Consider the following 14,278-nt stretch of genomic DNA (forward strand, 5'->3'; position numbering starts at 1 on the left):
CTGCAAGTGAACAAACCCTTCGACCGCTACGCCAGCATGGCATTCTTCCTGATCGGTGCTGTCTTCGTCTGGGAGAGCCGCAAGATCAGCGCCACGTCCTACGGAAGCAGCGTGGGACCGGACATCTTCCCGATGGGGCTCGGCATCCTCATGATGCTGCTCAGTGTACGCCTGTTTTACGAGGTGTTCCGCTCCAAAGCCGCCTCCGGCGAGAAGCAAATATACGATTACAAACGGTTCGGCATCATTCTGGCGGCTGCGGTGCTTTATGCATTTTTTCTCGAGGAGATCGGCTACCTGATCGGTACGACACTGTTCTTGTTCATCGGCTTCCAGGTCATTGAACCGGGCAAACGCCTGCGGTCGCTTGCGATATCCGCCGCCTTCTCGGTGGTCGTCTATTACGTGTTCGTCGTCCTGCTGGAAGGGTCCCTGCCCGGCTGGCCGGTCTGGTTTTCCTAATCATCAGGAGGTGTCCCCATGGGTGTACTCGACTTTCTAGCCAATGGCTTCGCTACTGCCTTTCAGTGGCATAATCTGTTGTTCGCCTTCGTCGGCGTGCTGATCGGTACGGCGGTCGGGGTGCTGCCGGGGATCGGCCCCATGAGCGGCGTCGCCCTGCTCATCCCGGTCACCGCCAGCATGACGGGAGGGCTAGGCCCCGAAGCGGCGGCGACCAGCTCGATCATCCTGCTCGCCGGCGTCTACTACGGCGCCATGTACGGAGGCTCGACTACCTCCATCCTGCTGAATACGCCGGGCGAATCGTCGTCCGTCGTGACTACCCTGGACGGCTACCAGATGGCGCGCCAGGGAAGAGCCGGCCCCGCCCTCGCCATCTCGGCCATCGGTTCGTTCGCGGCCGGCCTGTTCTCCCTCGTCGCGCTCGTCTTCCTCGCCCAGCCGCTGTCGGATGCAGCCATCCGGTTCGGTCCGGCGGATTACTTCTCGCTCATGCTGCTCGGCCTCGCGGCCGTGAGCGGCCTGGCAGGCAAGTCGATGACCAAGGCGCTTATCATGACCGTCCTCGGCTTGCTCCTCGCCACTATCGGCATGGACAACGTCTCCGGCGTGGCCCGGTTTACGTACGACCAGCCGGTGCTCTACTCCGGTCTGGAGTTTCTGACCGTAGCCGTCGGCCTGTTCGCCTTGGGCGAGGTGTTCAAGACGATTCTGGAGCGGGACTACGCCAAAGGGGAAGTGACCAAGGTCGGCCGGATTCTTCCCACCCGCCAGGACTTGAAGGACAGCGCCGGCCCGATCGCCCGCGGCTCGGTGCTCGGCTTCTTCATCGGCATTTTGCCCGGGGCCGGGGCGACGCTCGCCTCCTTCTTCAGCTACATCATGGAAAAGAAGATCAGCAAGACGCCGGCCAAATTCGGCACTGGCGCCATCGAGGGCGTAGCCGCGCCGGAATCGGCCAACAACGCGGCTTCGGGCGGCGCGATGATTCCGCTGCTCACGCTGGGCATCCCCGGCTCCGGCACCACGGCGATCCTGATGGGCGCGCTCATCATGTATAACATCCAGCCGGGCCCCCTGCTGTTCGAAGAGCACCCCCAGGTCGCCTGGGGCCTCATCGCGAGCATGTTCATCGGCAACCTGATGCTGCTCGTGCTCAACATGCCGCTCGTCAAGGTGTTTGCCAAGATCATCGAGACACCGGCCAAGTACCTGCTGCCGATCATTGTCGCCATCTCTGTCTTCGGCGTCTATGCCGTGCAGGCGAGCACGTTTGACCTTCTGCTCCTGATGGGCTGCGGCGTAGCGGGCTACTTCCTGTCCCGCAACGACTTTCCGCTCGCCCCTCTCGTGCTCGGCCTGGTGCTCGGCCCGATGATCGAGAACAACATGAGGCGGGCGCTGACCACCTCGAACGGCGACTTCTCGATTTTCTTCGAGCGGCCTCTCTCCGCCGTCTTCCTGATCGCCGCCGTCCTCTGGCTCGTCATCCCGCTGCTGCTCAAGCTGCGGGGCCGGAAGGTGATTATTAACGAGGAAGGGTAAGGGAATAGCCCCCGATTGCCGGGGGTTTCTGCTTTTTCTAGAGGGAATCAGCGGGATAGAATAGGTCAGACAGTGCCATCTGGGAATCGCGTTCCTCCGGATGGCTGTCGTGTATGTCCTGTTTGCCCATAAAAAATCCCCGCCGGCAGGTCATCGATCGTGACTGCCTGGAGGGGATGGTGCCATGCGGCTGAAGCCTCTTACGCTTATTCTATTCCTATCGCGCCTCTATTCTCGTCTCTCTTCCCGCTTCGGCTTCACATAGTGCGGAATATCCCGTTCTGTTACGGAAATGTATTCGACATCGAAAGAACCGCTGTACCCAAAGAGCGGGCCGAAAAGCTTGTTCGCCACCTTCACGTCGATGCGGTACTTCTCCTGCTCCTCGTCATACCATTCGCAGACGTCCGCATAGCCCGAGAAGAGCATGGGAAACCGGAAGCCCAATGGTCCCTCATAAAAATACTGCTGCCCCGACCGCAGCCTCATGCCGCCATTCTCCGCCACGGACATATCGATCTCCACGGCAAGATGCTGGTGTGTGCCCAGATAGTCGATGATGGTCCCCCGCTTCTCGCTGTAGATCATCGTGGCATCGAATCGCCTGATCTGTTTGGGAAACAAGTATGTGCGGACCCAGGTCACCGTCTCCCGCCCCAAGCTATCCCGGTAGGCATAATTCTCGATGGTGAACGGGATGCCTTCTCCCCGCTGCGGGAACAGAATGTTCCGCCATGTGCCCACATACAGGAACGGCAGTGTATACCACCTGCCATACCACACCTTATTCATAACCCCTTTGCCGATAGCGGCTATTTGATCTTCGCTGCTGAAGCCGAATCGCTTCTGAATCCGGGGATGGAGCTTGGCAAAATCCTCGCCAAGCACCCGTTGATAAATGGAGGTCATCCTCGGTTTCCCCCTTCCGGCGGCCGGCGCCGGCAATTGGCAGCGCTCGGCAGCTCCTCCGCATTTAACAAGCTGATCACAGACAAGGCGATCATCGCCAGGTTCAAGGTGACCGGATTAAAGGGCGCGACATACGCCGCAGGGTGAGCCGCCGCGCTTAAGGCCAGAATGAACAGGAGGATGAGATTCGTCTGGTGCAGTCTCTTCCGCGCCCTGCCTCGCAGAAGAAGGAACAGAAGGCCGAATGCGATTTCGCCCAGCCCTAGCAGAGTCAAGAGAGGCCGTTCGTAACCGGCAAACCCGGGAACCGCTCCTAACATCTCCATTTCGCCCGAATCCGGCACCAGCAGTTTGGGCACCAGGCCTTGGTACACCCAAATGGCAAACAAACTAACGGTTAGCAGCAGTTCGATCAGCGACCGCCTAATCGATAGACGCGGGGGGACCCCCGCCTCCAGCCACAGCCTCAGACAGTCAAAGCTCCAGGCGGTCGCCCATCCCATAACCGGCCGGAACAAGACCCGGTCGATCCAGCTGCCAAGCGGGCCGAAACGAGTCTTGTAATCGTATCTCGTTAAGAAACGGATTCCGCCCTCTGTCGGCACATAGCGCCAATAGCCGGCCCCTTTCTCAATAAGCGAAATCGGCTGGGCGGAGCTGAATTTCAGACTGGAGGTCAGGACGCCGTCCTTCTCCTTCGTCCCAACCGTCTCGCCTTCTCCGGCTATGGCAAGGCCAAAGCCGATCCGGGTTTTATATAGAAAGCGCTGGGGCTGCTCTTCCCCGGACTTGGGGAGATAAGTAATCTCCGAGAACCTCAAGTCCCACTGCTGATGCAGCTCGGGCGTCTGGGTATAGGTCCACAAGGCGTCCAACGGTGCGTTTATCAAACGCTCCACATAGATAGGGTTCGTTTTCGTCATGGCCGTCCCCTCCTTCCCATTAGTTCGACAATTTCCAGCAAATCCCTTTTTATAGGAAGGAAAGTCGAGCCTACAGCCGATGTCCCTGCCTGTCTCCGCCCCTGACTGCTCCAATACACAAAAAAATCAACCGGCTTGCCGCCGGCTGATCTCCCCCGTTTCTTTGCTATAAAACAAGCATCATTTGGTTGCCGAGAAACTGCACGCCCTAAGGAAGGACTGCTGGGTCATCATGAGCTCGGTATACTCCGCCAGGCCGGCTCCTACTTCCGGATCGAAGAGGGCGGCCAAATCGAGTTCCTGCATATCCTCGGGAAGAACCGGAGGCTCTTGGTCCACGAAATCCTCGAGTACCGGCCTGTCGCAGCGAAATCCCGTTTCATGCAGGAACGTGAGCCACTGGTCGAGAGAAGGGATGGATCGGAACCGAAAATACGAGGCCAGCTCCTTGTAGACGGGTTCCGGGATAGCGGCCGCTCGGACAATTTCCCGATCCAGAAGCCGGCCGTTTGGTTTGAGAACCCGGTAGTACTCCCTCAGGGTTCGCGGAATGTCGGTAAACAAAGTCACGGACTCCGCGAGCACGAGATCAAACGATTCGTCCTCAAACGGCAGTGCTTCGGCATCTCCTTCCACCCAATGAATGCCCTCTATGTCTTCTCTTTCGGCCCGCTCTTTTGCCCTCTCGAGCATCAGGGGATGGCGGTCCAACGCCACGACCTGATAGCCTTTCTGCGCCAGGTAACAGGCGCTTTTCCCCGTTCCGCACCCCACCTCCAAGATCCGCAGCCCGGAGGAATCGGGAATGCCGGCCAATAACGTTTTCGTTGCCCGAAACCCGCCCGGATGAGCGGAAGCGACACCCAATCTGGCTAAGAGATCGATGTAATCCACGGCGCTACTTCCTCTCCACTTAGGTTTCCAGACGTGTCGCCCGCCTGTCACGATACCCTATGTCCGAAAGCAGTGCCACGCCTGTTCTCTCGCCCTTTTCCGGCAACTAAACAGTCCTATGTCCTTACCGGGTAGAGGTACAGGCCGCGACGCCTCTGCCTGAATAAGGTAAGACAAAGAAGGGGAAAAGAGGTGGATTGCCATAACCGCTCAACAAGATATTCTTCGCAAGCATGCGAATCAAGCGATCGGACAGCCAGTTTGTATCGTGTTAAACGACGGGAGCTATTATGTAGGGTGGATCACGAAGGTGGATGATGAGGACTTGACCTTCTCCGGACAGAGGGGGCCCGGCCAAATGAGCAAATCCTCCATGGACCAGGCCGAAAAAGCGAACGTGTCCGGTTTGCTGCAGATGCTGCCGGGATTGGGGAGGAATCCACTTGGCTTCTCTCAGCAGGGAGCGGGCTTTCCTCAACAGGGAGCCGGTTTTCCTGCTTTCGGCGGCGGACCCGCCAAATCCGGGGGAGGCTTTGCCGGCATGCTGGGCAGTTTGGGAGCGGGCATGAAGCTCGGCTGGGGCATGCTGCGATTCATCATGCCGCTGCTGGGAGGATTTAAACTATAAGCCTGCTTCCTCATAAAGAAGAACCCCGACCTGCTAGGGTCGGGGTTCTTTCTAATGGAGACGTACCGTGGCTGTTCCCGCCGCCATCCACCTCAGCAGCGATAAACTCGGTCCCTAGATGAGACCGGACTTTTGCAGAAGCCGCTGCACCAGGATGGCGACCTCCGCTCTCGAGATAGGGGCCACAGGCTCAAGCCGTTGATCGGCACGCCCGGAAACCAGGCCCGCCTTCAAACAATCGGCAATGCTGGCCGCTGCCCAGGCGGATACTTGACCGGCATCCGAGAAAGAGCGGAGCGGCTCTCCCTCGTTCGGCTGCTGCTTAGCTTGCAGCCCTGTCATCTTCATCGCCTTGGACAACATGACCATCGCCTGCTCCCGGGTAATGTTCTCCGTCGGCCGGAAGGTACCGTCCTCGAACCCGCTGATCAGCTCGTACGATTGAGCGGTGTTGATAGAACCGTTATACCAATCGGTCGTCTTCACATCCGAGAAGGAATTCGTACGCTTCTCCGTCTGGAGTCCCAGTCCTCGAACGATAATGGCGGCGAACTCTGCGCGGGTGATGGCACGGTCGGGCGCAAACTCTCCCTGCCCCACTCCGTTGATGACCATTCGGGACCCCATGTCATTAACCGCGTCTTGGGCCCAGTGACGTTCCACATCCCGGAAGGAAGTCGGATTCCAGATGACCGAATACGTGCTGTTCGTCAGGCTGTTGATCTTGGCATGATACTTCCCGCCGATGACCACGACTTGAGTCGGCACATGACGCACCGAACCATCCGGATCGATGACAACCGCGGTCGTCACTTGGCCGGGTTCCACTCCTGCAGGAAGGGCGATCGTCCGCTCCACATAAGCGTGAAAACGCGTGACGTCGATGGTTGTATTCCCATGAACCGCCTGGATCGTGAAATTAAGTGGCGGCGCAACAAGCTTAAACCCGCCGGACACGGCCGAATCCTCCACTAGCTTTGCTGTGTCGCCCGTCGGTTTGGCGACGGCGATCCGGATCGCAATGTCCGCCAGTTCGATGCTTTTTCCAAGCTGAGCCGATATGGCCTGAATATTGATCTGCTCCGCAGGCAGCCGGTAGGTGGCATTCGCCGTTTGGAGCTCCACGGTGGCCTGCTGCCGCTCCATGCTGCTCACCATCTGTCCATTCAGCTGTCCGACTACGACATCCGATGCGGTATTCATCGGGATCGTAATCACCGCATGCTGGCCTTCCGCAGCGAGCCGTTTGGCAAGCTTGCCCGGATCGATCGAGACCGTCGTCACGAGCTGGCCTCTCACGGTAGCGGTCGTTGCCGATCCGGCCGTTTCGGCTTTGCCATTCACGTAAACCTCGACTCCGGTGCCCGGAGTGCTAGGCGTGCCTCCATCGCTCTCGCCGCTTCCAGAGCCGCCGGCATTGCCGCCGTTGTCGCTACCGCTGCCACCGGTGCCGCCACTGCCGCCTCCGTTGCCACCGCCACCGCCGCCTCCGTTGCCACCGCCACCGCCGCCACCCGAAGATGGGGCGATGATCAGAAACTCTCTAACTGCCGTGACGTTTCCTTCTCCGACGACAACCGTCGCTTTGCCCAGCGCCTCTGTTGCCGACAGAGTGAACAGATCGCTGTAAGCTCCGCCGGACTGCGGCTGAAGCGTATTCACATAGATGATCGTCCCTTGGCTGTTGACGACTTTCACATTCAGTTCTTTCAAGGACGTCGTACCGGTGATCGTTACGCTGTCCCCACGGTAATGGTCCGAGAGTTCATTCAATTGAACGGCAGACTCGCGTGCCAGGCTTGTTGCCGGCTGCACCCATCCGAACACGAGCAGAACCGCCGTCAAGATAATCGTTAATCGTTTTCCCATCTCTTCCTGATTCCTTTCTTCAAGAGCGAGAGACTGTCCGTGCAGACAGTCTCGTTCTCTTCTTTCTCGGTATGCGTGGGACTAGCGCAGTTCCTTCGGATCCGCCAGGCTTGTTTGAACTTTCGTTCGATCGGCCGACAGCTCGTCGTATACGAAGACTTGAACCCGGTAAGTGTCGTCGGTGCCATTCAATCTAAAGAATCCGGCGGTTACTTTTTCGCTCGAGAGGGCTTCTTTCTCAAACGCCAAGATGCTTACGGCTTCCGTGCCCTTCAGCAGCTGGAAGACCACGACCGCTTTTTCGGGCTGCTGCGCTGTATCTCTGCGCTCTGCCTTAACGGTGACCTGGATGCCGGACGCATCACGGCGAATCCCCAATCCTTCTCCCTCGGTGAGAAGCTGGACCGGTTTCCCGGCGTCGTAGGCGCGTACGGTTACTTGGAATGTTTTGGCCGCCGTAACGCCATCCTTCTCAATCGTTGCGGTCAAGGTGACCGCTTGGCTTCCCTGCGAGGCGGACGGACGATTCACGGTCCCCTGACTGGAGATAAGCTCCGGATGACTCGAGGCCCAGCGAATTGTCGTCCCATCCGGTCCCGCTGCAGCCAGCTGGACAGGCGACTTCACAGCATCCTGCGTTTCACCAGGGGCATAGCCTACTTCCAATGCTTGCTTTGCCGCGTCGACCGCCTCTTGGGCCGTCTGCACGCGCTTCAGCACTTGGACGACGAACGATTTGGTCTCGACAGCATCGCCACGCTGAATCCGGGCTGTCAGGGTGACGAGGGCGTTCTCTTCCAGATAGCTGGGCCGTGTCACATGACCCGTCTCGTCAACGATTTCCGGAGCGCTCGATGTCCACGAAATCGTGGTGCCATGATCGCCCGTTACATCGAGATATACATCCTGCGTCACACTATGGATCGTATCGCCGACGGAGTATCGGATGTCCAGGTTCTTCTTGGCGAGGGCTGCCGCTTCCCGATCGTTCGGATTGTCCTTCACGACCCGAATAAGATGGGTGACGGTTCCTTCTAACGAACCGAGCTTCACGGTAGAGGACAGCGTGACAAGCACATCGCCTTCGGTATAGGACGGTCTCTTCACCGTGCCTGTGCTGCCGTGAATCCCAATATAGGCTTCGTTGGAGGACTGCCACTCGATCGTGGCGCCATGCGCACCCGACTGAGACAACACGAGGTCTTTAGACACGTGCCCCGCGTCTTCTCCCGCGGCATACCCGATTAGAATCCCCAGCAAGGCCTGCATGAACTGATTAGCCTGAACCAGCTCGCCCTGCAGCCCGGAGATCTGCCGGTTCAGCGAGGAGATTTGCCCTGCGAGATCGATATTCTCGCCGGTCAGGTTGTTCACCTCGTCGTGCAAGGTTCCGATCTGCTCATTCAGGCTGTCAATCGTCCCTTGCAGTGCCCTCTTGTCGCCTTTCAGCGCATTTACATCGGTTTGCAGGTCGGCAACCTGCTCCTGCAGAGAGGAGATTTGCTCTTGCAGAGCGGCTTTCTCCTGCTTCAGCGTGTCGTTTTCCTCCTGCAAATCGGCAATCGTCTCGGTCAAAGCGATAATCTGCCCTTGCAGACCGGAGATCTGCCGGGTCAGCGTAGCGATTTGCTCCGCGAGATTGGCATTCTCGCCGGTCAGGTTGTTTACCTGGTCGTGCAAGCTGCCGATCTGCTCATTCAGGCTGTCAATCGTCCCTTGCAGCACCCTCTTGTCGCCTTTCAGCGCATTTACATCGGTTTGCAGGTCGGCAACCTGCTCCTGCAGAGAGGAGATTTGCTCTAGCAGAGCGGCTTTCTCCCGCTTCAGCGTGTCGTTTTCCTGCTGCAAACTGGCAATTCTCTCGATCAATGCGATAATCTGCCCTTGCAGCCCGGAGATCTGCTGGGTCAGCGTAGCGATTTGCTCCGCGAGATTGGCCTTCTCGCCGGACAAGCTGTTTACCTGGTCGTGCAAGCTGCCGATCTGCTCATTCAGGCTGTCAATCGTTCCTTGCAGCACCCTCTTGTCGCCTTTCAGCGCATTTACATCGGTTTGCAGGTCGGCAACCTGCTCCTGCAGAGAGGAGATTTGCTCTTGCAGAGCGGCTTTCTCCTGCTTCAGCGTATCGTTTTCTTGCTGCAAATCGGCAATTCTCTCGATCAATGCGATAATCTGCCCTTGCAGCCCGGAGATCTGCCCGGTCAGCGTAGCGATTTGCTCTCTGAGATTCGCATTATCGCCGGACAAGCTGTTCACCTGCCCCTGCAAGGTCCCGATCTGCTCATTCAGAGTGTTAATCGTCGATTGCAGCGCCGACTTGTCGCCTTTCAGCGAATCTATTCCCTCTTCCAAACCTGCCAGCTGCCTCTGCATCATACGAATCTGCAATTGGAACAAGTCTTTCCCCGTTTGCGTCATCTTCTGGTAAAGAATCGTGTACGAAGCGAGGTCGTTCACACGCTGTTCTTCTTCCGAAAGAACGTCAATTTTTGTCTGCAGCTCCCCCGCATCCGCCAGCAGAGCCGTCTTCGCATTGCTGTCTTCCCATTCCGAGACCTTCGTCGTAATGCCATCCAGCATCTCTTGAAGATCGGCGACCGACATCGGATCCGGTCTAGCGCTAACCAAGCTCGAGAAAAGGTTTTCTCCCGAAGGACTCGTAGATTCCACGACAAAATAATAAGTGGTGCCGTTGGCGAGACCCGTCGCAACAAAGGCAGTTTCTGTCTCGCCGAGCGTCGCCACTGCATAAGAATTCGGGATGCCAACGATATCGGGCGTGAGGCCTTGGTAGATGGAATAGCCCGTCGCTCCTGGGACAGGCGTCCACCTTAGCTTGACCTGCCCGTTGCCGGGAACGGCAAACAGCGTTTGCGGTGCCTGCGGCTGAACGGTGACCTTGCCGGCATGGACGGTTTTCGCCATTTCGGCCCCTTGCGTATCCGTAAAGGTCAAATTGAGCAGATCCGTTGGATTGGTTACCGTGATCGCTTTGGCACCTAAGGATGCATTGTCTTTCACTTTGAAGGTAACCACGAAGAGCTGGTCTCCCGCCTTCACCGCACGGTCGCCGCCGGATTCATCCACCCAGACAGTCCTCAACCAGCCCTCCGTATTATCGGAGCCCCACATAAAATAATCGCCGGACATTCCCCGGACGTTCTGCACAGCAAGTGCGGCCGGATCAAAATCAAGCTGCATCCCATACGCGCCTGCACCGGCCGAGGAGGTCAGAATGGAGACCGGCACCTCTACCGTTTCTCCGGCAAGGGAGGATGCTGTGCCGATCCCGACTGTAAGCTCGGAAACAGGATTGCGGATACTGACCTTTCCAGGAATGAGGTTATCAATCGGGTAGAACCAATTTTCATCCCAGCACTCGCCGAAAACGACCTTGACATTTGCGTCTGCGAGACTCGCTGTCTCTTTAATTTTGAAATGAAGAACAAAGATCTCTTGCCTGTCCTTCAAGTAGCGCTGGTTGCCAAAGTCGCCTCCGTCTACATTGAGCTTCCCAGGCATGTAAGTATCGTACCCAAAACTAAAAAAACTGGATCCCGCTCGATCGGTTACGGGTGGTTTGTTGGATACCAGCTCCAGAGCATTCGGATCAAAAGACATTTCGAGATAGTATTGATAAATAGAACTGCCCCCTGGATCCAGGGTAACCGGCACATCGACTACTTCCCCCGGAGCACCCGTTATACTGCCAACCTCTATGGATATCGGTGCAGAGGGAGCCGCCTCCACGCTAGAGCAGAAGGGAACCAACAGCAGGCACAAGACGAGGAAGACGGCTACCGTTTGTCTAAGCGGCCTTGTCCTGCTTTCCGCAAAATTATTCATTCTATCGTCCTCCAAGAAACTCGTTATTAATCATATGGACATCGGCGTTATCAGTGAACTCTGCAGGACCCGCCCCGCTCGGAGAACGGACCCAATGACTACGGCGTGTTAAGTTGTACTCAGGTGCAGCCAGCATCGGTTCCGCTCGCTCTCGAGTTGCACGTTCCGGCTTCCGTTAAGAAAGACCAATTACGTCTGTGGCGAGCGGCAAATGAGATTCGGACAACCGTCCCTATTTGCCATTTTCCTACATAGTTCTCCTCCTTTAGCACCAAACCACCTCTAATCCTACCGACCTATTCTCACAAAACGCTAACAAACGACACCGTTCGTCATCGCTTGACCTGGATAGGCAAGAAGGGACACAGGGACTTTAGGCACGGGAAACAAAAAAAAAAAGGATCCCTCCTCAGCTCGAGGATGGATCCCTTTACGACTTGACACTACTCCCATATAACTGCTGCAACGCTTGGGGCGGGTCTACACCCAGCTCCTCCCTAAAGCTTGTTTCCATCTTGGCATAATGGGATTGAAAGGCCGAACGGTCCTGCAAACCCCTATACGCGGTTAGCGCAAGCTCATGTGCTTCCTCATCAAATGGGGCATAGCGGAGCAAGGGCAGAATCGTCTCGATCGCCTCATGGCAGTGCCCGGCTTCCAAATGCCAGTGGGCCAATCGTTTGGAGAGACTGGCAAAATAGCGGGACATTCTCTCCCGCTCCGCCTCACACCACGGATAATCCTTATTGCCGAAAAGCGGCCCTTTGTAAAGCTGAATCGCCTTCGTCCACTCGCCAATCGTGCCAGGATTCAAGGGAGCCACATTCGCGGCGGCTTGCTCGAACGCCACGTAATCGCTGGATTCCTCGCATTCCATCCGGTAGAACCCCCGCTGGGAAGAGATCTTCACGCCAATCCCGCAGTCGCGCAGCGTCTTCTTCATCCGATAGACGGTCGTGTGCAAATTATGATCGTTCTTCTCCGACGAGTGCACCTCCGGCCACAGACTGTCGCATAGCGTCCACTTGGAAATGTTCGTGTTCCGGTGTACCAGCAAATAAGCAAACAGTTCCTCCGCCTTAGCCTTTGGGAAGCGAATGGGCTCGAGCAGATTCGGCCGGTAGATCTCGAAGCTTCCGAAGCAGACGATTCGGGAAGCCGCCATGGGTGCTTTTGCGGGCGTCGTCCCTCTCCTTCTCTTCCACACTCTATCCACGGTACGATGAAGCAGATCCGGTTCCACCGGCTTTAACAGATAATCCAGCGCATTCACGCGGAAAGCTTCCAGCGCATACTGGCTGTAGGCGGTCACGAAGATGACCTCGACGTCTTCCTCCAGGTCCAGCAGGCGGGAGGCCAGCTCCAGCCCGTTCATCTCCGGCATTTCGATATCCAAGAAGGCAAGATCAGGCTTGAGTGCCTCTACCTCCTTCAGCATCTCCGAAGGATCGGTGTACGCGCCGACTACCTGTACATGGCCAAGCTCCTCTAACACCCTGGTTAACACTTTTAACGCGGGCTTTTCATCATCGACCAAGACTGCTCTTAACATGATGCACTCCTTCGTTGAAGGGCTGCGTTCCAGCAACCGCTTCCTAGAAACCAAGCATTTACTTTATCGGCAGCGATGCGCCTCTTGTAAAGTAGGGATAGCAAAAACCCCCCGACCTTTTGTGGTCGGGGGTACTTCATAGTGGGGTTGAACCCTGGATTAGCAATCCACAATTCTCTGGAGCACACTCCTTCGGAGGTCTGTTCCTTGCTTACCTTCCATTCAAATTTGATCCATAAACCCGTTCGGATGTGAAACGGCCTTTGCCTTTCAGTTTAGAATCAAAAAAATTAAGTATAAGCTCATTCTCCTTTTCTATACAGAAATAGGGGTCAATAGTCGCTTTTCCACCCTGCAGCATATTTGCGAGCAGAGGGGAGAACAGCGGCAAATCGGTCAGGCTTAAATGCTTGGCGCCTTGAAAATGAACGGTGTATGCTTCCTTGAACATTTTATCCGCGTTGGAGTTTGCCGCATAAGTAGAGTTGACTCCAAGCTGGTTCCAAACATCGTCAGAATAAATGTTAAGCGTTGGCGTCAGATAGGCATTGCCGCTTGCTTCGAAATCATCAGATCCTTTATTGTAAACAAGCTCACTAAAAAACGGGGCATCAATATTAACAACTGCTTTCACATCTTTCCGTTCTCTGCCGAGCCAAACACTTGCCGCACCGCCCATAGAGTGCCCGAACACGCCTATATTCTCTTTATTAATAAGCTGATAGACCGGGTCTTTCTCGTCCGGAGATTTTTTAAGGATAGTATCTATTACAAAATTCATGTCATCTGTCCGCAGCTTCATCCATTTTTGAATGAGCCCGTAGATCTGCTCCCTTGTGTAAATGCCCTCTTTGTTGGCATTGTCGAATTCCATCTTATAGTCCGAGTTCATTAAGGTAAAGGTCCCGTCGTCTGAAACTGTATAAAAGGAATGATAAGGATGATCAATAGAACAGACTACATACCCGTGGCTTGCAAGCTCCCTAAAAGTAGAGGCGTTGCTTGTCTTAATACCAGTGGCCCCGTGTGAGAATACCAATAGCGGATAGGTACCATCGATTTTTTCGGGATACCAATATTGTACATTAACAAACCTGTTTTTACCGGTATCGGCCAATTCCTCGATGCGGTTCTCGTCTATATATGTGTATGCTGCAGTAGCGACTTCATATTGGCCCGTAACTTTTGGCAGTTTGTGCTGCGGAAAAACAAGGGCAGGCACAAGCGCAGCGATCAGCAGTACAGTCATCATGACTGCTTTTATGACCATACGGGAGGGGCGGAAATCACGTTTACTCTCTTTATTCCGAATAAGGGAAACGGTGCCGATCCCCGCTAAAAGGAAGAGCAGACCGGCTAGCAGCATCCACCGGAAACTCCAGACAATCGCGGTTGAACTTACGAGAATGACGAATATCAGGAACCCGGAAATTCTCAGCCAATTTCTAGCCTTTTGCTGGTATTGCTTCGTAACAATACCGAACCAAGTAAAAGCAACTTCGACTAACAACGCGATAACAACTATTAGAGTTTCCACACCAGTTTCTCCTTCTCTTTTTCTTGCCGTTTTTTAATGGCTTCAGCATACAAAACTATGGATACAATTTATATAGAAAATCAATAAGCTGTATCTACAGGCAAGTAAGTTGC

Annotated in this window: 10 protein-coding genes; 3 read left to right on the forward strand and 7 right to left on the reverse strand. The window is 55.7% G+C overall.

The window, feature by feature from the left end:
- Positions 1-6: 6 nt before the first annotated feature.
- Positions 7-462, forward strand: a complete 456-nt coding sequence (locus KJS47_RS17040) for a tripartite tricarboxylate transporter TctB family protein (protein WP_213526258.1) — start codon at positions 7-9, stop codon at positions 460-462.
- Positions 463-480: 18 nt separating this feature from the next.
- Positions 481-2,007 (forward strand): tripartite tricarboxylate transporter permease, encoded by a 1,527-nt coding sequence (locus KJS47_RS17045; RefSeq protein ID WP_213526259.1) that lies wholly within the window; start codon positions 481-483, stop codon positions 2,005-2,007.
- A gap of 228 nt (positions 2,008-2,235) precedes the next feature.
- Here KJS47_RS17045 and KJS47_RS17050 read toward each other — a convergent pair whose 3' ends face one another.
- The 3 genes from KJS47_RS17050 to KJS47_RS17060 form a co-directional block, all read right to left on the reverse strand.
- Entirely contained in the window at positions 2,236-2,916 is a 681-nt protein-coding gene (locus KJS47_RS17050; RefSeq protein WP_213526260.1) for a DUF4166 domain-containing protein, read from the reverse strand.
- Entirely contained in the window at positions 2,913-3,839 is a 927-nt protein-coding gene (locus KJS47_RS17055; protein ID WP_213526261.1) for a DoxX-like family protein, read from the reverse strand. Before KJS47_RS17055 ends, KJS47_RS17050 begins: the two co-directional genes overlap by 4 nt.
- Positions 3,840-4,019: 180 nt before the next feature.
- Positions 4,020-4,733, reverse strand: a complete 714-nt coding sequence (locus tag KJS47_RS17060; protein ID WP_213526262.1) for a class I SAM-dependent methyltransferase — start codon at positions 4,731-4,733, stop codon at positions 4,020-4,022.
- Between the two features lie 358 nt (positions 4,734-5,091).
- Between KJS47_RS17060 and KJS47_RS17065 the strand changes: the two genes are divergently transcribed.
- Complete coding sequence (locus KJS47_RS17065; RefSeq protein ID WP_213526263.1) at positions 5,092-5,361, forward strand: hypothetical protein; 270 nt, start codon at positions 5,092-5,094, stop codon at positions 5,359-5,361.
- 114 nt (positions 5,362-5,475) lie between these two features.
- Here KJS47_RS17065 and KJS47_RS17070 read toward each other — a convergent pair whose 3' ends face one another.
- The 4 genes from KJS47_RS17070 to KJS47_RS17085 form a co-directional block, all read right to left on the reverse strand.
- The gene (locus tag KJS47_RS17070) at positions 5,476-7,230 is read right to left on the reverse strand and encodes an S-layer homology domain-containing protein (RefSeq protein WP_213526264.1); all 1,755 of its coding nucleotides are present in this window, start codon (positions 7,228-7,230) and stop codon (positions 5,476-5,478) included.
- Between the two features lie 81 nt (positions 7,231-7,311).
- Positions 7,312-11,076 (reverse strand): immunoglobulin-like domain-containing protein, encoded by a 3,765-nt coding sequence (locus tag KJS47_RS17075; protein ID WP_213526265.1) that lies wholly within the window; start codon positions 11,074-11,076, stop codon positions 7,312-7,314.
- Positions 11,077-11,506: 430 nt separating this feature from the next.
- A complete protein-coding gene (locus KJS47_RS17080) occupies positions 11,507-12,628 on the reverse strand; it encodes a response regulator (RefSeq protein WP_213526266.1) in 1,122 nt (373 codons plus the stop codon).
- Positions 12,629-12,839: 211 nt separating this feature from the next.
- Positions 12,840-14,165: an alpha/beta hydrolase family protein gene (locus tag KJS47_RS17085; RefSeq protein ID WP_213526267.1), complete on the reverse strand. Its 1,326-nt coding sequence runs from the start codon at positions 14,163-14,165 to the stop codon at positions 12,840-12,842.
- Between the last annotated feature and the right edge of the window lie 113 nt (positions 14,166-14,278).

Origin of the sequence: Paenibacillus sp. J31TS4, assembly GCF_018403265.1 — a bacterium.
GTDB lineage: Bacteria > Bacillota > Bacilli > Paenibacillales > NBRC-103111 > J31TS4.

Bases quoted from the DNA above. Each gene is read 5' to 3' on its own strand.
- KJS47_RS17045 (WP_213526259.1), top strand. From the start codon at position 481: ATGGGTGTACTCGACTTTCTAGCCAATGGCTTCGCTACTGCCTTTCAG.
- KJS47_RS17050 (WP_213526260.1), bottom strand. From the start codon at position 2,916: ATGACCTCCATTTATCAACGGGTGCTTGGCGAGGATTTTGCCAAGCTC.
- KJS47_RS17055 (WP_213526261.1), bottom strand. From the start codon at position 3,839: ATGACGAAAACGAACCCTATCTATGTGGAGCGTTTGATAAACGCACCG.
- KJS47_RS17065 (WP_213526263.1), top strand. From the start codon at position 5,092: ATGAGCAAATCCTCCATGGACCAGGCCGAAAAAGCGAACGTGTCCGGT.
- KJS47_RS17070 (WP_213526264.1), bottom strand. From the start codon at position 7,230: ATGGGAAAACGATTAACGATTATCTTGACGGCGGTTCTGCTCGTGTTC.
- KJS47_RS17075 (WP_213526265.1), bottom strand. From the start codon at position 11,076: ATGAATAATTTTGCGGAAAGCAGGACAAGGCCGCTTAGACAAACGGTA.
- KJS47_RS17080 (WP_213526266.1), bottom strand. From the start codon at position 12,628: ATGTTAAGAGCAGTCTTGGTCGATGATGAAAAGCCCGCGTTAAAAGTG.